General features: G+C 52.2%; 22 protein-coding genes and 1 tRNA gene. 1 reads left to right on the forward strand and 22 read right to left on the reverse strand.

Translation table 11 applies throughout. The annotated features are described in order from the left end of the window. Positions 1 to 16: 16 nt before the first annotated feature. From VA597_RS10470 to rpsU, 10 genes are all read right to left on the reverse strand, one after another. Positions 17 to 1,927: a nucleoside-diphosphate sugar epimerase/dehydratase gene (locus VA597_RS10470; RefSeq protein ID WP_128742748.1), complete on the reverse strand. Its 1,911-nt coding sequence runs from the start codon at positions 1,925 to 1,927 to the stop codon at positions 17 to 19. A gap of 112 nt (positions 1,928 to 2,039) precedes the next feature. Further along, entirely contained in the window at positions 2,040 to 2,657 is a 618-nt protein-coding gene (locus VA597_RS10475) for an ABC transporter ATP-binding protein (RefSeq protein WP_164919028.1), read from the reverse strand. Continuing rightward, complete coding sequence (locus tag VA597_RS10480; protein ID WP_128742750.1) at positions 2,647 to 3,447, reverse strand: ABC transporter permease; 801 nt, start codon at positions 3,445 to 3,447, stop codon at positions 2,647 to 2,649. The genes VA597_RS10475 and VA597_RS10480 overlap by 11 nt, the downstream gene beginning before the upstream one ends. After that, positions 3,425 to 4,471: an ABC transporter substrate-binding protein gene (locus VA597_RS10485; protein ID WP_128742751.1), complete on the reverse strand. Its 1,047-nt coding sequence runs from the start codon at positions 4,469 to 4,471 to the stop codon at positions 3,425 to 3,427. Before VA597_RS10485 ends, VA597_RS10480 begins: the two co-directional genes overlap by 23 nt. Positions 4,472 to 4,503: 32 nt before the next feature. Continuing rightward, positions 4,504 to 5,196 (reverse strand): Crp/Fnr family transcriptional regulator, encoded by a 693-nt coding sequence (locus VA597_RS10490; protein WP_164919029.1) that lies wholly within the window; start codon positions 5,194 to 5,196, stop codon positions 4,504 to 4,506. Positions 5,197 to 5,352: 156 nt separating this feature from the next. Further along, a complete protein-coding gene (locus VA597_RS10495) occupies positions 5,353 to 5,817 on the reverse strand; it encodes a CD1247 N-terminal domain-containing protein (protein ID WP_128742753.1) in 465 nt (154 codons plus the stop codon). Positions 5,818 to 5,867: 50 nt separating this feature from the next. Beyond that, a complete protein-coding gene (efp, locus tag VA597_RS10500) occupies positions 5,868 to 6,425 on the reverse strand; it encodes an elongation factor P (RefSeq protein ID WP_128742754.1) in 558 nt (185 codons plus the stop codon). 109 nt (positions 6,426 to 6,534) lie between these two features. Then, on the reverse strand, positions 6,535 to 6,972 hold the full coding sequence (aroQ, locus tag VA597_RS10505) for a type II 3-dehydroquinate dehydratase (RefSeq protein ID WP_128742755.1): 438 nt from the start codon (positions 6,970 to 6,972) through the stop codon (positions 6,535 to 6,537). Positions 6,973 to 6,978: 6 nt separating this feature from the next. Then, positions 6,979 to 7,494, reverse strand: a complete 516-nt coding sequence (locus VA597_RS10510) for a YqeG family HAD IIIA-type phosphatase (protein WP_243112811.1) — start codon at positions 7,492 to 7,494, stop codon at positions 6,979 to 6,981. Positions 7,495 to 7,591: 97 nt separating this feature from the next. Further along, positions 7,592 to 7,768: a 30S ribosomal protein S21 gene (rpsU, locus tag VA597_RS10515; protein WP_128742757.1), complete on the reverse strand. Its 177-nt coding sequence runs from the start codon at positions 7,766 to 7,768 to the stop codon at positions 7,592 to 7,594. 321 nt (positions 7,769 to 8,089) lie between these two features. Here rpsU and VA597_RS10520 point away from each other — a divergent pair. Next, a tRNA-Trp gene (locus tag VA597_RS10520) sits at positions 8,090 to 8,165 on the forward strand. A gap of 363 nt (positions 8,166 to 8,528) precedes the next feature. Here the strand turns inward: VA597_RS10520 and VA597_RS10525 are convergent. The 12 genes from VA597_RS10525 to VA597_RS10580 form a co-directional block, all read right to left on the reverse strand. After that, positions 8,529 to 9,416, reverse strand: coding sequence for a ribokinase (locus tag VA597_RS10525; RefSeq protein ID WP_128742758.1), 888 nt, complete (start codon positions 9,414 to 9,416; stop codon positions 8,529 to 8,531). Continuing rightward, positions 9,413 to 10,303, reverse strand: coding sequence for a dihydrodipicolinate synthase family protein (locus tag VA597_RS10530; RefSeq protein ID WP_128742759.1), 891 nt, complete (start codon positions 10,301 to 10,303; stop codon positions 9,413 to 9,415). Before VA597_RS10530 ends, VA597_RS10525 begins: the two co-directional genes overlap by 4 nt. A gap of 16 nt (positions 10,304 to 10,319) precedes the next feature. Beyond that, positions 10,320 to 11,279, reverse strand: a complete 960-nt coding sequence (locus VA597_RS10535) for a phosphoglycerate dehydrogenase (protein ID WP_326974549.1) — start codon at positions 11,277 to 11,279, stop codon at positions 10,320 to 10,322. A 14-nt stretch (positions 11,280 to 11,293) separates the two neighbouring features. Then, on the reverse strand, positions 11,294 to 11,725 hold the full coding sequence (locus tag VA597_RS10540) for an HIT family protein (protein WP_128742761.1): 432 nt from the start codon (positions 11,723 to 11,725) through the stop codon (positions 11,294 to 11,296). Further along, the gene (locus tag VA597_RS10545; protein ID WP_128742762.1) at positions 11,718 to 13,244 is read right to left on the reverse strand and encodes a tripartite tricarboxylate transporter permease; all 1,527 of its coding nucleotides are present in this window, start codon (positions 13,242 to 13,244) and stop codon (positions 11,718 to 11,720) included. Before VA597_RS10545 ends, VA597_RS10540 begins: the two co-directional genes overlap by 8 nt. 13 nt (positions 13,245 to 13,257) lie before the next feature. Next, complete coding sequence (locus tag VA597_RS10550; RefSeq protein WP_164919030.1) at positions 13,258 to 13,728, reverse strand: tripartite tricarboxylate transporter TctB family protein; 471 nt, start codon at positions 13,726 to 13,728, stop codon at positions 13,258 to 13,260. A 126-nt stretch (positions 13,729 to 13,854) separates the two neighbouring features. Next, positions 13,855 to 14,868, reverse strand: a complete 1,014-nt coding sequence (locus VA597_RS10555) for a tripartite tricarboxylate transporter substrate binding protein (RefSeq protein ID WP_128742764.1) — start codon at positions 14,866 to 14,868, stop codon at positions 13,855 to 13,857. A gap of 23 nt (positions 14,869 to 14,891) precedes the next feature. Continuing rightward, complete coding sequence (locus VA597_RS10560; RefSeq protein WP_243112490.1) at positions 14,892 to 15,785, reverse strand: sugar phosphate isomerase/epimerase family protein; 894 nt, start codon at positions 15,783 to 15,785, stop codon at positions 14,892 to 14,894. A gap of 9 nt (positions 15,786 to 15,794) precedes the next feature. Continuing rightward, positions 15,795 to 16,739, reverse strand: coding sequence for a Gfo/Idh/MocA family protein (locus tag VA597_RS10565; RefSeq protein WP_128742765.1), 945 nt, complete (start codon positions 16,737 to 16,739; stop codon positions 15,795 to 15,797). A 34-nt stretch (positions 16,740 to 16,773) separates the two neighbouring features. Next, positions 16,774 to 17,541: a 2-dehydro-3-deoxy-D-gluconate 5-dehydrogenase KduD gene (gene kduD, locus VA597_RS10570; RefSeq protein ID WP_128742766.1), complete on the reverse strand. Its 768-nt coding sequence runs from the start codon at positions 17,539 to 17,541 to the stop codon at positions 16,774 to 16,776. 373 nt (positions 17,542 to 17,914) lie between these two features. Further along, positions 17,915 to 18,838, reverse strand: a complete 924-nt coding sequence (locus VA597_RS10575) for a PfkB family carbohydrate kinase (protein WP_128742767.1) — start codon at positions 18,836 to 18,838, stop codon at positions 17,915 to 17,917. Next, positions 18,816 to 19,829, reverse strand: a complete 1,014-nt coding sequence (locus VA597_RS10580) for a LacI family DNA-binding transcriptional regulator (RefSeq protein WP_128742768.1) — start codon at positions 19,827 to 19,829, stop codon at positions 18,816 to 18,818. Before VA597_RS10580 ends, VA597_RS10575 begins: the two co-directional genes overlap by 23 nt. Between the last annotated feature and the right edge of the window lie 67 nt (positions 19,830 to 19,896).

Below are 19,896 nucleotides of genomic sequence, written 5' to 3' on the forward strand. Positions count from 1 at the left end.
GCAAACGGGAGACGGGTCATTGGGCAAGAAGATCGGTCTTTTCGGCGTGCCCCGAATAGGTGGGAACCAACTCATGCACCAATTCCATCATTTTCAGATTGTCGGCTCCGGCCACCCGCCGAAGTTCCTCCAGCTGAGATAAAAAGGTATTTTCATCAAATGGAATCGGATTCCCGATATAAATGAGCTCGTGGGAAGTTTTCTGGCAGCCGCCCTCGCTGTCAAGCAACAGTTCCTCATACAATTTTTCCCCGGGCCGCAGACCCGTGTATTGAATTTTGATGTCCTCGTCCGGCCTCAGGCCGGAAAGGCGGATCAGATTCCTTGCGAGGTCGTCAATTTTTACCGGCTGGCCCATGTCCAGGACAAAAATCTCTCCGCCCCTGGCCATGCCCCCGGCCTGAATCACAAGCCGCGCCGCCTCCGGAATCGTCATGAAAAAGCGCACGATTTCTGGGTCCGTCACGGTGACGGGGCCGCCCTCCTCGATCTGGCGCATGAAAAGCGGGATCACGCTTCCGCTGCTGCCCAGAACGTTGCCGAACCGCACGGCGACAAACCCCGTCTTGCTGTGCCGGCTGAAATACTGCATGATCAGCTCGCAGATCCGTTTGGTCGCCCCCATGATGTTGGTCGGATTGACCGCCTTGTCCGTGGAAATCAGAACCATGCGCCTGACCTGGAATTCATCGCAGGTCTGAGCGACATTCAACGTGCCGAACACATTGTTTTTCACCGCTTCGCCCGGGCTCAGCTCCATCAGGGGAACGTGTTTATGGGCGGCCGCGTGGAACACAACATCCGGCCGATACGCGGAAAAGACGCTGCGCACGCGCGCCCTGTCGCGCACCGAACCGATCACCACGTCCATGTCCAGCTTTGGAAACCTGCGGTGCAGTTCATTTTGAAGATCATAAGCATTATTCTCATAAATATCGAATACAATCAGTTTTTTCGGATGAAAGAGTGCAATCTGGCGGCAAAGCTCGCTGCCGATGGAGCCGCCGCCTCCGGTGACGAGGATGGTGCGGTTTTTCAGATATCCGCTGATGCTCTCGACATCAAGCCGGATTTCGTCGCGGCCCAAAAGGTCGACGATATTCACATCGCGGACCTTGTGCGGGTCCGCGTTCCCCTCCAGGATTTCATACAGAGCCGGAACGGTTTTCAGCTTGCAGCCCGTCGCCGCGCAGATGCGCAGAATCTCCTGCTTGTCCCTGTTCGGCGCGGTCGCAATCGCCAGGATGATCTGATCGACGCGGTAACGGTCGACCAGTTTCCGGATGCTCTCCCGGCCGCCGGCGACCTTCACGCCGTTGATGCGGGTCCCGCGCTTCTTTCTGTCGTCGTCCACCGCAACGACGGGAGTTCCCTGCGACTGGGGAGAAGACTTCAGATCCTTGATAATCATGGAGCCCATCTCCCCCGCCCCGATCACCATAACCCTGCTGAACTGGTTGGAATCCCCGCGCAGAACTTTGTTCATCCGCCTGTGTGCCAGCCGGAAGCCAAAGCGTGAAGCGCCGATAAAGAACAGCGTCAAAACCCATCCCATCACATAAACGGTGATCGGAAAGCGCTGGATGGGGTCGCCGAAAGAATCCCTGAGAATGCGGGGAAACACGGTGTACCCCATCATCGTAACGATCAGGCATGCCGTCGTGGTCCCAAAAAAAATCTGCAGCAGCTCATCCAGACTTGCGAACTGCCACATTGTGCTGTAAAAGCGAAAAAGGGCAAAGACGGCAAGGCAGATCAAAGTCATCCAGGGAATGCACAGACGGAAAGAATCAATATAGAAAAACGGAACTCCTCCCTCGTCAAAAAAACGAAGTACAAAGGAAATCCAATAGCTGAAAAAGACGCAGATCGCGTCAATGATAATTTGCGGGATCAGCTTTTTGAACCCGTCCCTTTTACTGATCATCGAATTACTCCAATACTTAAGTTTTTAACCGGTTTAGTATAGCACAAACTCCCTATGAAATAAACAAACAATTTCTAAATTTTGAAGTGAGACATGGAGTATTTGTCCATTTTCAGTCTTTATTCGTTATTTTGTCCAAAATTTTAAGAGGGATTCCACTCAAAATGCAAATAACTTCTGAAAGCCGGTCCGCCTCCTCCCGGTCATGGGTGACGAGTATTTTGAGCTTTCCGGCCGTCGTTTTCTCAATCAAATCGGCGATTTTCCTTCTGCTGCGCGAATCCAGCCGCTGGAAAGGCTCGTCCAGCAGGAACAGGTCGCCGCCGAACGCAAGAGCCCGGGCAATCGCAACGCGGCGCCGCATCCCCCCGCTGAGCTGACAGGGGTATTGATCCTGTGCGCCGTCCAATCCCACGCGGCGCAGCCATTCCAACGCCTGCGGCATCCTGTTCCGTCCGGGCAGGACGGCGGCTATATTCTGTGCCGCGGTGCTCCAGGGCAGCAGCCTGTCCTCCTGAAACAGATACGAAATCCGAAGGTTCTCCGCTCCGGAGATCCATCCGGCGTCAAGTGTTTCCAGTCCGGCGATGCAATTCAGAAGCGTCGATTTGCCGCAGCCGGAAGGCCCGAACAGACAGACGGTGCCGGAGTCGGGAAAAGACAGGGACAGCCCGTCCAGGACTTTAACGCTCTTATACGACTTAAACGCGTTTCGAATTTCAATCCCCATTGCGTTCCTCCCCGGAATAAAATCCGTAGCGCCTCCCCGCATATTTTACCACGCGCAGCAACGCCTGTTCCAGCAATACGCTGAGAACGATGACAACCGCGGTCCACGAGAACAGGTCCGCTGTTTCCAGATAGATCTTTGAATTGTAGATCTCGCCGCCAAGAGACAGGGGAAGCGAGGAAAGGACCTCCGCTGCGACCCCGCCCTTCCAGGCCATCCCCATCCCCGTGGTGCAGGCGGCGGTGAAGTACGGCAGGACGGACGGCAGATAAACCCTGCGCACGGTTCCGATTCTTCCGAAACGATACAGCTCCGCCATCTGTAAAAGTCTTCGGTCCGTCTTCCTTATCCCTTCCGATACATTCGCCCACAGGATCGGAAGCACGATCAGCGCGGATGCAAAGGATGGAACCTGAGATGTTTTCATCCAGACCAGGGCAAGAATAATGAAAGAGGCAACCGGAGTCGCCTTCATGATGCCGATGACCGGCCGGAGCAGCGCATTTCCGACGGAGCTGGTCTCCGTCAGGACAGCGGCTCCGCATCCTAAAATCACTCCAAGAAAAAAGCCTTCCGTAATTCGGCACACGGAAAGAAGGACCGTCAGCCAAAAATTTCGCTGACGGACCAAATCGAGCAGCCGACACAGGACTTCCGCCGGGGAAGCGACCAGAATTTCCTGGCCTGCCGCCAGATAAGCCCATTGCCAAATGCCGATCCAAAATAAAGCGGAAAAGGCTCCGACGGCAACCCGCCGGAACCTTTTCTTATTTCTGATAATAGAAATCATCTGCCGGCAATTTTCCTCCCACCGATTTCGGGTTCTCCTGATACAGGACCTTTAGAAAATCAGGAATTTTTTCCTTCATTTCCGCTCCGTCCAGATAGACGATCGCGCAGTTCGGAATGGCTTTCTTCGCGACGGAACTGTCCATGATCCCGAAATCCTGGGACAGCTTCGCCGCCTGCTCCACATTGGAATTCGCATATTCCGCGGAAGCCTTGTAATCGTCCAGGAAAGCGTCGAACGCCGCCTTGTTTTCCTCCGCAAATTTTTTCCTGACGATGAGGCAGCCCATGGTAAGCACGCTCTTGTCCCCCGCCGCTTTCTTCCACTCCTGCGTCAGATCCAACGCGATTTTCGCGGAGCTGTCCTTTGCCAGTACCTGCGTGACGAAAGGCTCCGGCAGCACGGCGATTTTCGCCTTTCCGGCAATCATCAGGGAAGCCAGCTCCGCATGCTCCGATTTATATTCCACCTGAACATCCTTCCCCGGTTCCAGCCCGTTCTGGCGGAGAATATAGTTCAGCGCGTACTCCGGCGTGGCTCCCTGACCGGAGGCGTAGACCGTCTTTCCTTTCAGATCCGATATTTTGCCTACGGTTTCCCCTCCCTCGGTCAGAACATACAGGACGCCCAGCGTCGTCACGGCAGCAAGACGAACGCCGCCGTTCGTCTTATTGTACAGGGTCGCCGCAAGATTGGTCGGCGCCGCCGCCACATCGACTTCTCCGCTGCTGATCTTCGCCACGATTTCATCCGGGGAAGAAACCAGGGTGAACCGATCGTCCCCGGACGCGGCTCCAGCCTTGCTGTCGCTCATCAGCTTCACCATGCTCAGGCCCGTAGGCCCTTTCAGGCCGGCAATACGGATCACCGTTTTGGCAGCGGACATACTGCTTCCGGCTGAGGAAGCCGCCTCTGAGGAAGACGCGGAACCCGAAGATGCGGTTCCGTTTGCGGAACAGCCCGCCCCTGTCAGCAGCAGCGAGACCGCAAGTGCAAAAGCCGCGATCCGTTTCGATAATTTCATAAAAATACCCCTTTCGCAATTCAGGATTCCTGTCAGAAACCCACGTTTTTTAAACCCTCCGGATTTAAAATCTCAACCAGCCGGCCGGTGCGCCGGATCAGCCTTTTTTGCGTCAGCGCATTCAGGGCCCGGTACAGGGACGCACGGCCGACGCCGAGCGTGTCGGAAAGCTGTGTCAGGGAATATGGAAGTTTCACGGAACTCTTTTTGCCTTCCTCCAAAGTGACCAGGAACTGTGCAAGTCTGGTTTCGGCCGATCCTCCGGTGAAATGGTCAATACAGGTATTCAGATAACGGATCCTGCCGGAAAGAAAGGCGATATAATTTTCCGCGACGCGCGGCTCCCGATCAATCAGGTCCCTGAGCAGACTCTGAGGTAAAAACAAAACCCGGCTGCGGCGCGCGGCCACAATATCCGAAACATACCTGCCGGAGTCTCCGAACATTCCCGCCACCCCGAAAACACCGCCCCTTTCAAAGGTGTTCAGGACAATCCCCTGTCCATCCTCTTCCCCTTTGACCGCCCTGAGCCTGCCGGACAAAACTATGCCGATGCTTTTTCGGAAATCTGTTCTCGTGTAGACAGGTTCTCCCGTTTCAAACTCTGCGCACGTACAGGAAGGAGAGGCAAACGCTGATTCGGACAGCTCCGCACCGACTCCGCGGAACAGAAATATGCCGGAAAGGATTTGCCCGTCTTGTTTTGTTTTTTTCAGCTCTTTCATATTTCCTCCAAACTGTATCATTTGATACAGCCGTCCTTGCATAGTATAAAAGAAAACCCTAAATTAGTCAATGGAAGCCATAAAAATCGGCGCAGAAAGCCGGATAAAAAAAGCACCGCCGATGGCGGTGCCAAAAAATGCGAAAGAAGTAGTAATTTATTCGTCCTTGGTGCAGGATTCGCAGGTGCACTCGGCCTCCTGCGCCTCATCCAAATCAAATTCCAGCGTCTCGCCGCAGTTGGGGCAATCTATTTGCCCGTCGCGGGCCAGATCTTCCGACAGGCAAACCGTCTCATGGCAATTCGGACAGGTGACCTCATAGTAGCATTCGGCATCGCCGATGTCTTCCTCGTCATCATCGGCATCCTCATCGTCCTCAACGCCGTCCTCTTCATCCCCGTCGTCATAAAAATCGTCTTCAAGGGAACCAAGATCCTCATCAACGGCGTCCAGCTGATCCGCCATGTCGTTCATATTGTCTTCCATTTCCGTCATGGTCAGCGTCATGTCGTCCAGAAGATCAATGATCGCATTCAAAACTTTGACTTCCTTTTTGTTTTCATCGAGCTCCAGACCTTCCGCCAAACCCCTGATGTAGGATACCCGTTCTGTGTTTTTCATAACAGCGCCCCCTTCTATTATTTGTTCGGTTTCTTAAAGAATAGTATCAGTTAAGCACGTTCCATATATTCACCGGTTCTGGTGTCAATACGGATTTTTTCGCCTTCGTTGATAAACAGAGGCACTCTGATTTCGGCGCCGGTCTCCACTGTGGCCGGTTTGGTCGCATTGGTCGCAGTGTCCCCTTTAAAGCCCGGATCCGTTTTAACAATATCCAGCTCCACAAAATTCGGCGGTTCAACCCCGAAAACATTCCCTTTATAGGAAAGGATCTTGCAGTCCATATTTTCTTTCACGAATTTAAAGTTGTCGCCAAGGACCGAAGCGCTGATCGGAATCTGTTCGAAGGAATCCGGGTCCATAAAATAGTACAGATCCCCGTCGTTATAAAGGTACTGCATGTCCTTGCGTTCAATAAACGCGGTCGGGAATTTATCGTTCGGATTGAAGGTGCGTTCCGTCACCGCTCCGGAAATGACGTTGCGGATCTTGGTGCGTACAAAAGCCGCGCCCTTGCCGGGCTTAACGTGCTGAAATTCAATAATGGAATAAACGTTGCCGTCCATCTCAAACGTCGCGCCATTCCTGAAATCGCCTGCTGATATCATTGGTTTAATCCTCCGTTTATTTTTTCCTGTAAGATAGTTTATAATATTTAAGACGCTTTTTCAAGCGGATTTTAACAAAATTGCCCGCAAAAAGAAGGAAAAGAATTCGCTAAATCAGATCACAAAGCGCATCGAGCGCCAAAAGATAGCTGGTTTTTCCAAATCCGGCAATCTGCCCCGCGCAAACCGCAGAAATGACGCTTTTGTGACGGAATTCCTCTCTGGAGTAAATATTGCTCATATGAACCTCGACAAAAGGAATCCTGACGCTTGCAATCGCGTCGCGCAGCGCATAACTGTAATGCGTCAGCGCCCCCGCGTTGATGACGACCCCGTCGTACACCCCCCTCGCCGCATGGATCCGGTCAATCAGATCACCCTCATGGTTGGATTGAAAAATGTCGCAGTCAAAGCCCACGCTCTGAGCATGCTCCGTGATCTGACGGCTGACGCTTTCCGCGGTCTCGTCGCCGTAAACACCCTTTTCGCGGATGCCGACCATATTCATATTTGGCCCGAGAAGAACCAGGATTTTTTTACGGCCCAAAATGCGTCACTCCTTTTTCAGGTATTGACTTCCACAGCTTATTTCTCTGATCTTTTTTCTGATGGGCTGCTCCAAAGCGCGGCGCAGACGAAAAGAAAGAGTTTGCTCCGTGCCGACCGGAACCAGCAGAATCGATTTAAGGCCGGCCCAGTTGGCGCCAAAAACGTCCGTAAAAATCTGGTCGCCCACCACTACGGCCTCCTCCGGTTTGACGTTCAGCCGTTTTACGGCGCGGCGGTACGCAGCCGGAAACGGCTTCAGCGACAGGGAAAGGAACGGCAGCCCATATTGGGCCGCAAAGGGTTCCACGCGTTTTTTAAAATTGTTTGAAACCAAAACGAGGCGGATTCCCGCCCCCCGCATGTACTTTGCCCATTCGATCGTACCGGGAAAGGGCGTTTGGGAACCGTGAAGGGCAAGCGTGTTGTCCACATCCAAAAGAATTGCAGTTGCGTGCATCGCGTGGATCAGTTCCGGAGTGATATCCGTCGCTTTCTGAACGGAAACGGTCGGCAAAAGCATCGACAAAAAGACACCCCCCTTGTACGCATACTGTAACTCCGTTTAAAAAAGCGGGCATAAGCCCGCTTTTTCACTATCATTCGGCAACAAGCACTGCTTATTTAAACTTGCGTTTGCGTGCCGCTTCGGATTTTTTCTTCCGCCTGACAGAGGGCTTTTCATAAGCTTCCCTCTTGCGAACTTCCGCGATCACACCGGCTCTGGCGCACTGCTTTTTAAAACGCCTGAGGGCGCTGTCCAGAGACTCATTCTCTTTTACTCGGATTTCAGCCATTTATCTTCCCTCCCATCCGCCGAAAGGCAGGGGTTTTGTAAGTCATATTACATAGAATAATTATATAGGTATTGCCTGAATCTGTCAAGTCAAATATGGCAGATTCGCGGGCTGCCGAGGGATTTAGTCATGAGATTACGAAATAGTATACCTAAAAAATAAAATTTAATGAATTATAAAACACTCGCTTGACCACATTGTCCCCGGACACAGGCCGTCTGTTTTTAAAACGGGACCCGGCATCACTGAAATCTTCTTCTGCTCTTGACACGCACTGTGAAAAATGATAGAATAATTGTCACGCCATATAAAAATGTAAATAGGGGTATAGCTCAGTTGGTAGAGCAGTGGTCTCCAAAACCACGTGCCGAGGGTTCAAATCCTTCTGCCCCTGCCACTACAAAACCCGCATGGATACTGGTTTTCAGCGTTTATGCGGGCCTTTTCTATGTTGAATAAGAAAATATTATTCTAAAAATTAATGAAACGGATTGTTTTATCGCATTTGGGGAGTCATGCAACACAAAAAGCACAGCAAAATTTTTTATAACTCACTGATGAAACGGCGTTATTAACGACAAAAGGGATCGCTTCGCTTGGGAAGCTCTCCCTTTTGTCGTTGAAGCACTGGAAAAAAGCGCATTTCGGACGCATGTTAATCAAGAAATTTATTACTTGAACCGAACGCCCAAACTGTTTTCCATGCGCATTGCTCACGCGTTTTTCGCGCCTGCTCCGGTTTTGCCGCACTTGATCCATTTCAAAAACGAGTGCCTGCCACCTCGGCCATTGTCGGAATAGAATCGAAAGCCCCTTTTTTTGTTATGGACAGGGCGGACGCAGCCGCCGCGATGCGCAGCGCTTCCCGGGTATCGTTGTTCTCCAGCGCGGCAGCCAGGAAGTAACCGGTAAAAGTATCTCCCGCGGCAGTTGTATCCACCGGTTTTACGGACGGAAATGCATCCTGATAGAGGATCTCCCCATTTTGGACACAGTATACGCCATTTTTTCCCATGGTCATTACAACCGTCCCACGGGGGCATATTCTCTGGAGCTGGCCAAGGCAGGCTTTTTCCGTCGCCTCGCGGGCGATCTGTCTTGCTTCCACTTCGTTGACAAACAGCCAGGAGGCTGTCTCCAGCATTTTCTCCGTGATTCCTTCATTCATCGGAGACGGATTCAGCGCGATCCGCAGGCCGGCCCGGTCCGCCTGCCCGATCAGATAGGAAAGATTGCTGATTTCGTTTTGGACAATCAGGACGTCGCCGGGTCCGAAATGGGTCAAAGTCTCGTCGATCATTTTTCGCGATACCGCTTGATTTGCCCCTCCGAACAGCAAAATGCAGTTTTCGCCCCGCCGGTCGATCTGGATGACGGCGCTGCCCGTCGGCACGGAAAGAGTGCGGATATAAGTGGAATCCACTCCGATTTCCGCGCATTTCTCAAGGAATTCAGCTCCGTCGGTGCCGATGCACCCGGCCAGGCAGACTTTGCGCCCGGCCCTGGCCACCGCGACCGCCTGGTTAAAGCCTTTCCCCCCGCAGTGGTTTTCCACCGACAGCGCAGAACAGGTTTCTCCAGGGCTTACAAATCCACTGACATTGTAAATATGATCGAAATTCATCGAGCCAAAGCAAAGAATTTTCATTTTTCTAAATATGGAGTGATCCGGGCGTAAAGCTCTTTTTTCTCCGCCTCATCCAGATCGATCAGCGGCGCGCGCATGTGCCCGCCCGCAAGCCCCCTGAACTGCAGAACCGCTTTAAAGATTCCCATATCCGCTCCGCTCTGCATGATTTCACAGATTTCATTCGCAATCTTTTGCTCCTGTAAGGCTTTTTTCATATCGCCTTCCCGATAGGCCTTATAAATGTTGACAAAGTGTTCCGGCATCGGCCCGGAGCAGCCGGATACCGTGCCCTCGCATCCCATGGTAAGTGCCGGCAAAAACAGGCGGTCCGCCCCAAAAAGGACGGAAAAATTTCCGTTGTTCAGATTCAGGTAATCCTTCAGCCGGATCATATCCGAATAACTGTACTTAATCCCAACGATATTTGGGCAGGTCTCGATCAGTTCAGCCACCAGGCTCGGTTTGAGGTCGTTGGCCGCGCACTGGGGAATGGAATAAAGATATATGGGAAAGTTCTTCGACACGCTGGCCGAAACCTTCTGATAGTACTGCAGCATGGCTTTGTCTTTGACTCCAAAAAAGGCGGGCGTCACGACTCCGATCCCGTCGGCGCCTATTTTTTCGGCATGCCGCGCCAGCCGGACGGTCTCCTTCAGAGTCATCGCTCCCACATGGATAAAGACGGTCGCTCTTCCGGCCGCAGCGCGCAGCACGGTTTCAGCGGCCAGTTCCCGTTCCTCCGGCGTCATGTTGAACATTTCGCCGGTGGTTCCGCATGGGTAAAGGCAGTCCACGCCTTTGGAAATGTCGAATTCGACCTGTTCTTCCAGCGCTTTTACATCGACTTTGTCGTTCGCGTCGAACGGGGTTGTCATAGCCGTAATGACACCAAACATCTTTTTCATCTATTTTATCTTCCTTTCACCGGTTCAGCCAATTCTGTGGGTTTCCGCCGTTCAGGACGTCGATCACGGCCTGCGCGGTCATCATGCTGATCGCCTTGTAAGTCTCGGCGGTCTCCGCTCCCGTGTGCGGGGTGCATAAAATCCCCTCCGTATGCAGGACGGGATCATCCGGCGGCAGGGGTTCCTTTTCATAAACATCCAAAGCCGCCCCCCGCAAAACGCCCTCCTTGACCGCCCTGCACAGAGCTTCGGTGTCCACCAGGGCTCCCCGCGCGGTATTGACCAGATAGGCTCCCCTTTTCATTTTAGCGATCAGTTCAGCGTTTACGATATGATAAGTGGAAGGGATGCTCGGCATATGTATGCTCAAAATGTCGCTCTGCAAAAGGATGGTATCCAGATCCGTCATGAGGACGCCGAGTTTCTCTGCCTTCGCAAAATCCGGCAGAGGATCATAGGCCAGAAGGCGCGCCTCAAAGCCGGAAAGCTTTTTCGCCACCTTGCCGCCGATATCGCCAAAGCCGAGAAGTCCGACGGTCTTTCCTTTCAGCTCATGACCGACCCTGCGCGCCCATTCTCCCCCGCTCAGTCTGCGGTTCAGATCAGGAATATTCCGCAGGGCGTTCAGGATCAGCGCGGCGGCCAGCTCCGCAACGGCGTTGGAATTCATCCCCCGCGCATTCACCACCTTAACGCCATGCTTTTTCGCGGCCTGAAGGTCGATGTTGTCTGTCCCAACGCCGAAGCGGGCCAGCACCTTCAGTTTCGGCGCGATGCCGAACACCTTTTCATCCCAGAGATCCATGCCGATAATGGCCGCGTCGATCACGGGCGCCCACTGTTTTAATTGTTCAAAAGAAAAATACGGGATATCGCTGTCGCCTAGAATCACCTCATGGCCGTTCTCTTTTAAAAGGTTCAGGGCATCCGCGCACAGGCTTTGGAAATGCGAAGCGGTAATCAAAACTTTCCCCATTTCTTCGCTCCTTTCTAAGCATCGTTCCGATTTAAACCATTTCTGATTTTTTCAACTTTTTCCTGATATTCACTTTGTTTCAGAAAGACCGGCCTCGGCTCGTCCGTCAGAAACATTTTTCCCCAATCTTTTCCGTCCTTGTATTTTGGAACGATGTGGACGTGCAGGTGTGTGCCGAGATCGCCGAGAATCAGATAATTGATCTTGTCCGGCGCATAAATCCCGTTCAGAACACAGGCGGCCCGATGGACGCTCCGCATAATCGCGCCGAATTCCTCGGGCGGCAGATCGGTCGCCCTTTTGACATGGCGCTCGGCGGCAAAAAGCAGTCTGCCGGGATGCGTCTGGTCCTTGTGAAAATACAGCGTTCCGCCCGGCATGGCGGCGATCCGAATCAAATCCGGACGCAGTTCGTCACCGCCGCAGAATTTACAGATTTCACTCATTTGTTCCGCCCCCGGCTTTGATTGCTTTTTTCCTGGCGGCCCTTTCTTTCACAAGCGGCAGCACGAAAGGATAAAACACGGAAAGGACGGAGAGCACGATGAAGATGCAGGAGATAGGGCGGGTGAAAAATGTGGTCCAGTCGCCGCCCGCAAGAACCAGCGAACGCCTGAAATTTTTCTCAAGAATATTCCCGAGGATCATGCCCAAAATGATCGGAGGCACGGAAAAATCCATTTTGATCAGGAAATAGCCTAAAATGCCGCATATGATCATGAGATAAACGTCGCCGATCGTGTGGTTCACGGCGAATGTGCCGACGAAGCAGAACACAAAAATCAGCGGATCCAAAATAACTTCGGGTACGCTTGAAATCTTGGTAAAGATCTTGATTCCGCCAAAACCGCAGATGGCCATGAAAATGTTCGCCGCGAACATGCCCAGAATAATCAGATAGACCTTCTCGGGATTCTCAGACATCAGCAGCGGGCCCGGCGTGATCCCCAACATCATCAGGCAGCCGAGCATGATGGCGGTGCAGGCGTCCCCCGGAATGCCGAGGGAAAGCAGCGGGATCAGAGCCCCTCCGGAAATGGCGTTGTTGGCGGCTTCCGGCCCGGCCACGCCGTCAATGGCGCCGTGCCCGAACTCCTCCGGGTGCTTTGACCAGCGCTTTGCCTCGTTATAGCCGACCCACGCCGCAATGTCTCCGCCGGTACCCGGGATGGCCCCGATGATCGTGCCGATTACGCTCGAACGGATCAAAGTCGGGAAAATGCGCCGGAGGTCGCTCCCGGAAGGCAGGATCCGCTCGAGCTTTTCCTGTACCTTGACGCGTTTCGTTTTAAAATTCTCTTCGATATTGATCAGTCCCTGAGAAAACGCGAAGAGACCGATCAGAACCGGAATATTGGAAATGCCGCCCGTCAGGTAGACCGTGCCGAACGTGAAACGGTAGACTCCCGTCGTGGAATCCACGCCGATCGTCGCGAGGAGCAGCCCGATCAAAGCTCCCATGATGCCCTTGACGATGTTCTGGCTGGAGATGCCGGCGACAATGCTGATTCCAAACAGAGCCAGCGCAAAGGATTCCTGCGCGCTGAAGGACAGGGCGAATTTGCACAGAACCGGCGAGGTCCATAACAGCATGAACGTGGAGAAGAGCCCGCCGAAAGTCGAAGCCGTGGTGGAAATGGAAATGGCGCGCCCCGCTTGATGTTTCAGCGCCAGAGGGTGACCGTCGAGGCAGGTCGCCGCAGAGTTCGCGGTGCCGGGCGTGTTGATCAGAATCGCGGTGATCGAACCGCCGTAAATGGCTCCGCAAAAGATGCCGAGCATCATCAGGATGCCGTAGTCGCCGCTCATGGTAAGCGCCACCGGCAGCATGATCGCCATGCCCATGACGGAGGACAGTCCCGGCATGACGCCGACAAAAATCCCGCACAGAACGCCACCCAGGATGGAAAGCAATCCGTAGGGCGTGAGGATCAGGGACAGACTTGAAGCAATTGCCAAATTCACAAGCGTAACCTCCTTAGAAAATGATGCCCTGCGGAAGAATGACTCCCATAAGAGTCGCAAACATCAGATAAATAGAGCCTGTAACGCAAACGGTCGTCAGACCGATCTTCAGCACTTTCCGCTCGCCCATGGCCAGCATAGTAGCCACGACAAAAAAGAGCGTCGCAGGAATAAAGCCGAAGAAGTAGAGCGCGACCGCATAGGCGACCATGATAGCGAAAATGATCAGGACGCAGTGTACCCCGGCGGATTTATAATCGATCAGGGGAGCTTCCTGCGAACCGGATTCCGGTTTCGCCAGCGCACTCTGCACAATCAGCCCAAGAGCGCACAAAATCAGGCCCACCAGCAGCATCCTCGGCCAGAACGCACCGCCCGGATCGTTGGCATTACTGGAAACAGTGTGAAACGTTGTGGTAATATAAAGGCCGGCCGAAGCGATAACAATAACGATCACGGACAGAATGTAATTATATTTTTTCACGGGTAAAAACTCCTTTGTGCCGGAAAAGGCGGGATCTGAGCACCGAAGACAGACCCCGCTCCGGTGTTCAAACACCCTGACGTCATAGTCCGTTTTAGGTAAGCCGAATCGCCGTTCTTTTTCCTGTTAGCTTTTCTTGGTCTTCGAGCAAAGCTTGGTGTAAAGCTTTTTCTGCTCGTCCAGGAACTGCTTCATCTCATCGACCGTCATGTTTGTGTCCTGCATATTCAACTTTTTCAAAGTATCGGAAAAGCTGGTGCTGTCAACCGCCGTCCGAAGCTGCTCCGAAAGATATTTCTGGATGTTCTGGTCAACCTTAGACGGGCAGGAGATAATGCAGAAACCCATCATTTCAAAATCGACCTGATCGGGAAACGTTTCTTTGAATGTGGGCGCATCCGGGTAGGTTTTCAGGCGGTCGTTCGCAAGGACCCCGATGATTTTGGCATTGCCGGCTTCGACCTGAGCCGACGCGTTGCAGGCCTGGGCAATGGTCGCGTCGATATGATTGCCCACCACAGCCGTCACGCAGTCCGCGCTTCCGTCGTAGGTGACGCTTTTGAGCTGAATCCCCAGAGCGTTCTGAATGGCCGTGACCGCCAGGGTCGGCGCTGCGCCGGTTCCGGTATCACCGATGCTCACCTCTCCGGGATGGTTTTTCGCATATTCCACAAATCCTTTCAGGTCGGAATATTTATCCGTTTTTCCAACAATCAGGACGAACGGATCCTTTAACGCACAGGCCAGAGGGGAGAAATCATCCAGAGTCAGCTCGGTATTTCCTAAAATACCGTTGATAACGAAGTCTGTGTTGACGACGCCCAGCGTATAGCCGTCCGCTTTGGAGTTGGATACCTGCGTCAGCCCGATCAGGCCGCCGTTACCGGCCACGTTGGAAACGGATAAATTGACGGGAAAATCCTTTACGCCGGACAAAACGCCGCGAACTGAAAGGTCCGTCCCGCCGCCTGCAGAGTACTGCACGATCACATTGACGTTCTGCTTGGGGTAATCCAGGGCCGCGCTGCCGGACCCGCTCGCGGCGGCGCTGCCCTCGCCAGCGGACGACTTGCTGCCGCAAGCACAGAGGGTGGTGACGGACAGGGTTGCTGCCAATAAAACTGCTAAAATCCTTTTCATTAGTTATCCTCCTTATAATTTGTCTATGTTAATTTACTAAGACAAGCTCTTAGAAAGTCGGCCGATTTTTTCATCCCGACGGAAGCGTCCGGAATATCGTCCGGGTGCCACCTTCTTTCGTATTCGAGGGAAAGCCAGCCGTTGTAGCCGAGATTCTTCAACTGCTGAAGGATCTCCGGCCAGGGCACAATCCCCTCGCCTACGATGCGTGTGAAAACATTTCGCTCCGACTCGGCGGGGCGGGACACACTCGAGGACAAGAATCTTGTATCTTCATTCCGAAACACAAAGTCCTTCACATGGACATATCTGATTTTTCCGAACTGAACCGGCAGCGCGATTTCAAACGGCTCATTTCCCGTAAAGGAAAGATTTGCCTGGTCGTATAGAATCCCGACCGAAGGGCAGTCGATCTCTTCCGAGACCGCGATGCTGTCCGCCGCCGAAACCGTCATGGTGTTAAAGTGGTTTTCAATGACAAGACAAACTCCGGCGGACTGCGCTTCAGCCCCCAAACATCTCATGTTTTTGATCAGGCAGTCTCTTTTTCTGCCGCCGTCGTCCTTCTCTTCCTGTGAAAAGTTTCCGCCGTAGATCCGAATATATTTCGCTCCCAAAAAGGCAGCATATTCCATGACGCGGCGGACGCCGTCGATTTCACGCTGACGGATGTCCTCCCGCAGATCGTTAAATCGGGAATAATACGGTGTCAGCGCAATAATTTTTACGCTCTCTGCCTCCGCAGTTCTGCGAAGCTCCTGCAGCTCCGACGCAGCGGCTTTTTCCGGGATCGCACAGCGATACCCATCCTGCACGACGATTTCGGCTCCATCAAGCCCGATTTTTTTAAAAAGCCGAATGGCATCAGGAAGCGAATATTCCGGCGTCCCCATCGTGTGCCCGGCGATCAAGAACAATTTCCCACCTCATTCCAGCCCGGGAAGACCTGCAGCCGTCAGGATCCGGTGCATGAGTTCCTGCGTCTTATATGCGTCGGCCCCGTTGGTCAGAGGCTGCCTGTTGTTTTTCAGGCAATCGAAAAAGTGGCCGTCCTCCTGAGTGAATCCCATTTTATCGGTCACCTTCGCCCAGCCGTATGCCAACGGCGTCATGGATGTCGTATGAAACTGCTCCTGATCCGTTATGGTTACGGTGTCCGGACAGGTGACCTGTATACTTTTGTTTTGGCCGTGCATTTCCAGCGTCTCCATCCATTGACCGGAGGCCCGGTCCGCTACAAGCATCGCCACGGAGCCGTTTTCAAACTGAAGCTGCGCCGTCGTCAGCGTTTCGTACATGGGATCCGTGAATTTCGAATAGGCCTCTACCCGGGTGCACTCACCGCAGAAGTACCGGAGAATGTCCACCATATGCACCGCGTTTTCCAAGGTGGCGCGGTATTCGCTGGCAGGGCGGTTCTTCTGGGCAACAAGGACATCCGGCGCCGACCGGCCCATCGCTTCCTTTGCCTTCCGATAAACCGGAGCGTATCTCCGGTTAAACCCGATCATCAGCTTTTTCCCGCTTTTTTCAGCGGCGTCCGCCATTGCCGCAGCTTCCTTCAGCGTCATCCCCATCGGCTTTTCGCAGAAAACGTCGATTCCCTCCTGAAGCAGGCGGACGACCTGTTCTGCATGGACATCCTTCGGAGACAGCACGAACGCGCAGTCCAAACCAAGATCAATCAGTTCGCCGATATCGTGCGCGGCGTGTTCGATGGCGTAACTTTTTTGGCATTCCTGAACGTCTTCGATCTCCTTCGCAATGGCACCGACCATTTCAACGTCGTCGCGCGCCGCCAAGATGGGCAGATGCGCGATGTGCGCAATGGACCCGACCCCGATCAGACCGACCCTAAACTTTTTTTCCATATAACCAAATCTCCTAAACGTTTGCTTCCCTGTTTCAGGATTTTGCCAAAAAACCTCCGTCCACCGCTATGGTAAAGCCGTTGACGTAGTCCGAGGCTTCGGAAGCCAGAAAAATTGCGGCTCCTGCAAGATCCTCTGGCTTCCCCCAGCGTTCCATCGGAATGCGGGTGTTGGTTTCCGCCATCCTTGCAGGCTCCGAGCGCATGGGGGCCGTCATATTCGTGACCATATATCCCGGAGCAATGCAGTTGATATGAATGCCGTAGCGGGCCCACTCGTTGCACATATGCATCGTGATATTGCGGACGGCCGCTTTGCTGGCCGTGTAAGGTATTACCTTGAAGCCCCCCTGATAGGAGGTCATTGACCCTATGTTGATAATTTTCCCTCCAGTGCCCTGTTTCACGAACTGACGGGCAACTCCCTGACAAATAAAGAAAGTAGCGGTCAGGTTTACATCCAGCACGTCTTGCCAGTCCTTTTTGCTGATATCAAGAGCCATAACCCGGCGGGTTATGCCGGCAGCGTTTACAAGAATATCAATCTTGCCGAACTTTTCCACTGTTTCCCGCACAATCTGGTCAGGGGCGTCTTCGGCGGCGACGTTCAATCTGAGGTTCAAATATTTTCTTCCCAGGCTTTGAACTTTATTTTTGGTTTCGCTGTCATCGCTGCGGCCGACACAGACAATATCCGCTCCCGCTTCCGCAAGACCGACCGCGATGCCTTGACCCAGGCCCCGCGTTGCGCCGGTTACGATGGCGGTCTTACCAGCCAAATTGAACTTTTCAAAAGATGTCAATGCTTACACTCCCTTTTAATAACGTTTTCAAATTTATAATGATTTAATTTACATGTTATGAAAACGTTATTTTTCGACTGTATTTTATCATTGTGGTTAGTAAATGTCAATGGCTTTTGTCGAATTATTGAAGTATTTTTATGAAAATCATAAAGATGCCGCTTCACTCCTCCGCGGGTAAACCTGCCCCGCACTCCTTTATTGGACAAAGTTTTGGGTTTTCCGTTTTCCTCCACGGAGCCAAAAAGTGCGTTTCCGTGATACGGAAACGCACTTTTGCGGCGTTCTATTCAATTCATCAGGGTCCCGATATGAAGCCGGATAAGCACGCCCTGCGGCAGCGTCCGCGCCGAAATCGAAACATGGAAATCCTCTATAAAGTTTCAAGCGATTCCGCAGAAGGAAAAGAAGCATAAACACCAACCGTCTGCATGCATAGGATCGCAGCCTTATGCGCCTTAATGGCCGCCTCCTGAACTGTCTTTCCCTTCACGATTTCGGCGGCCAGCACACCGACAAAAAAATCTATGGCTCCGGAGTAATCGACGATCTTCTGTTCCGGAACCGAATTCATGATAGAATATAAGCCATTGTCCGATACCAGAACGCCATTCGCATCCATTTGAACGATGACATTTTTCCTGACGATACTGGATAAAAGGCTGGCCGCAATCCGCCCGCTTCTAACGGTTTCATCATTCAGGCCGCATATAGAGGAAGCCTGGGAAAGATTCAATACCAGATAATCGACTTTTTCCAGAAATTGCTGCGGAATCTTAATGGACATGGAAGGACAAACCAATACTGGCACATGATATTCATTGGCCATATCAACCACATGATAGGCCACATCTATCATAGCGGGCCCCATATGGATCATCACCAGTTCCGCGGTTTGAATAACATGGCAACAAAGATCGATATCCTCTTTCGTCAGCTTATAATTGGCGCCGAGAAAATCAATAAATATATTCTCCTTTTGATTTTCGACCAATATTGTAGCCAACCCGCTGTGAACGCCCTGCATCTTGCTCAAGAATCTGCAGTCCACCTTTTCTTTTCGCAGCGTGGCCTCAATCTGCTGGCCAAAGGCGTCATCTCCGATTTTGCCGATTACAGCTGTAGAGATTCCGTCCCTGACTGCCGCAATGGCCTGCGAACTGCCGTGCCCGCCGGCATTGATGGAAATTTGCTTCCCGATGCGTTTTTTCCCAATCGTTTCATTGCCAAGCTCCATGACAAAATCTACGTTCAAGACACCGAACGACACAATTTTAGGCGATTCCATCCCCGGCATAGGTTGACCCCCTTATAATCAATCTCGTGTCCACTTCGCCGGGTTTATTGCCATTGCTCCCGCCTTCGCCGCAAATTTTTTCCAACAAATATTTTGTGCCTAAAACGCCCAATTGATAACCGTTCGGTCCGATGATGGTGATCTGCGGCGTTGTAAGCCGTGAAAGGACCGTATTCCCTATGCTCATCAGCGCGACGCTCTCTGGAACCTCTATTCTCTTTTCGCGGAAATAAGACAATGCGCCAATCGCTTGTGTATTGTACTGTGTTAAGACCGCGTTGTAACTGAAATTTTGCTTGACGGAGTAATTTTGCAGTTTTCTGAAAGCATCCTCCAAAGAGCGGCCGGCAACGCAAATTTCGCAGGCGCCGTTTTTTTTCATCAGGGTTTCCTGAAGGCCTGCAAAATAATCCATATCAATGCTCTTTAAACTGTCAATCATATACACTACTCTGTTTTTGCCCTCACGCTGCAGATAATCCGCCGCCTCTGAACCTATTTTTTTCCGGTCGATATCAATTTCAGATACCTGAGAGATACGTTTCGCATTATTTCCGGATAAAAACACCGTCCACGCCTTCTGGTAAAAAGCACCTGAAGTATCCGGTTCAAAACGATTGGGGCTGTAAATCAGAACTCCGGAAATACCTGCCGATTTAACCTTGGACAGCAGATCCAATTCATTGGTTTGTATCCCCTCGGTGCTGTAAGAAATCATAAGATAGCCATTGGAAGATAATACATCCGCGATTCCCTGATGCATTTGAGCGAAAAAAGGATCGGAAAAGTTCGGAAGCAGAACGGCGATGGCATTGAGCTTTTCCTGCCGTAAGCTCTTCGCCATAAGATTTGACGAATATCCCAATCTCTCAACAACTTCCAAAACCTTTTTTCGTGACTTGCTCGCCACTTTATCAGGGTTGTTCAGAACACGTGAGGCAGTTGCAATGCTGACACCAGCCTCTTTCGCAACATCTTTTAATGTCGCCATATCATCTACCTCCCATTTTCATAAAAAGCATATCATACTTTATAATATCAGTCAATAAATCCTTTCG

Source organism: Caproicibacter sp. BJN0012, assembly GCF_035986805.1.
Lineage (GTDB): Bacteria > Bacillota > Clostridia > Oscillospirales > Acutalibacteraceae > Caproicibacter.

Excerpts from the sequence above, each read along its gene's own strand:
- VA597_RS10470 (WP_128742748.1), bottom strand. The coding sequence starts at position 1,927 with ATGATCAGTAAAAGGGACGGGTTCAAAAAGCTGATCCCGCAAATTATC.
- VA597_RS10475 (WP_164919028.1), bottom strand. The coding sequence starts at position 2,657 with ATGGGGATTGAAATTCGAAACGCGTTTAAGTCGTATAAGAGCGTTAAA.
- VA597_RS10480 (WP_128742750.1), bottom strand. The coding sequence starts at position 3,447 with ATGATTTCTATTATCAGAAATAAGAAAAGGTTCCGGCGGGTTGCCGTC.
- VA597_RS10485 (WP_128742751.1), bottom strand. The coding sequence starts at position 4,471 with ATGAAATTATCGAAACGGATCGCGGCTTTTGCACTTGCGGTCTCGCTG.
- VA597_RS10490 (WP_164919029.1), bottom strand. The coding sequence starts at position 5,196 with ATGAAAGAGCTGAAAAAAACAAAACAAGACGGGCAAATCCTTTCCGGC.
- VA597_RS10495 (WP_128742753.1), bottom strand. The coding sequence starts at position 5,817 with ATGAAAAACACAGAACGGGTATCCTACATCAGGGGTTTGGCGGAAGGT.
- efp (WP_128742754.1), bottom strand. The coding sequence starts at position 6,425 with ATGATATCAGCAGGCGATTTCAGGAATGGCGCGACGTTTGAGATGGAC.
- VA597_RS10510 (WP_243112811.1), bottom strand. The coding sequence starts at position 7,494 with ATGCTTTTGCCGACCGTTTCCGTTCAGAAAGCGACGGATATCACTCCG.
- rpsU (WP_128742757.1), bottom strand. The coding sequence starts at position 7,768 with ATGGCTGAAATCCGAGTAAAAGAGAATGAGTCTCTGGACAGCGCCCTC.
- VA597_RS10525 (WP_128742758.1), bottom strand. The coding sequence starts at position 9,416 with ATGAAAATTCTTTGCTTTGGCTCGATGAATTTCGATCATATTTACAAT.
- VA597_RS10530 (WP_128742759.1), bottom strand. The coding sequence starts at position 10,303 with ATGAAAAAGATGTTTGGTGTCATTACGGCTATGACAACCCCGTTCGAC.
- VA597_RS10535 (WP_326974549.1), bottom strand. The coding sequence starts at position 11,279 with ATGGGGAAAGTTTTGATTACCGCTTCGCATTTCCAAAGCCTGTGCGCG.
- VA597_RS10540 (WP_128742761.1), bottom strand. The coding sequence starts at position 11,725 with ATGAGTGAAATCTGTAAATTCTGCGGCGGTGACGAACTGCGTCCGGAT.
- VA597_RS10555 (WP_128742764.1), bottom strand. The coding sequence starts at position 14,868 with ATGAAAAGGATTTTAGCAGTTTTATTGGCAGCAACCCTGTCCGTCACC.
- VA597_RS10565 (WP_128742765.1), bottom strand. The coding sequence starts at position 16,739 with ATGGAAAAAAAGTTTAGGGTCGGTCTGATCGGGGTCGGGTCCATTGCG.
- VA597_RS10575 (WP_128742767.1), bottom strand. The coding sequence starts at position 18,838 with ATGCCGGGGATGGAATCGCCTAAAATTGTGTCGTTCGGTGTCTTGAAC.
- VA597_RS10580 (WP_128742768.1), bottom strand. The coding sequence starts at position 19,829 with ATGGCGACATTAAAAGATGTTGCGAAAGAGGCTGGTGTCAGCATTGCA.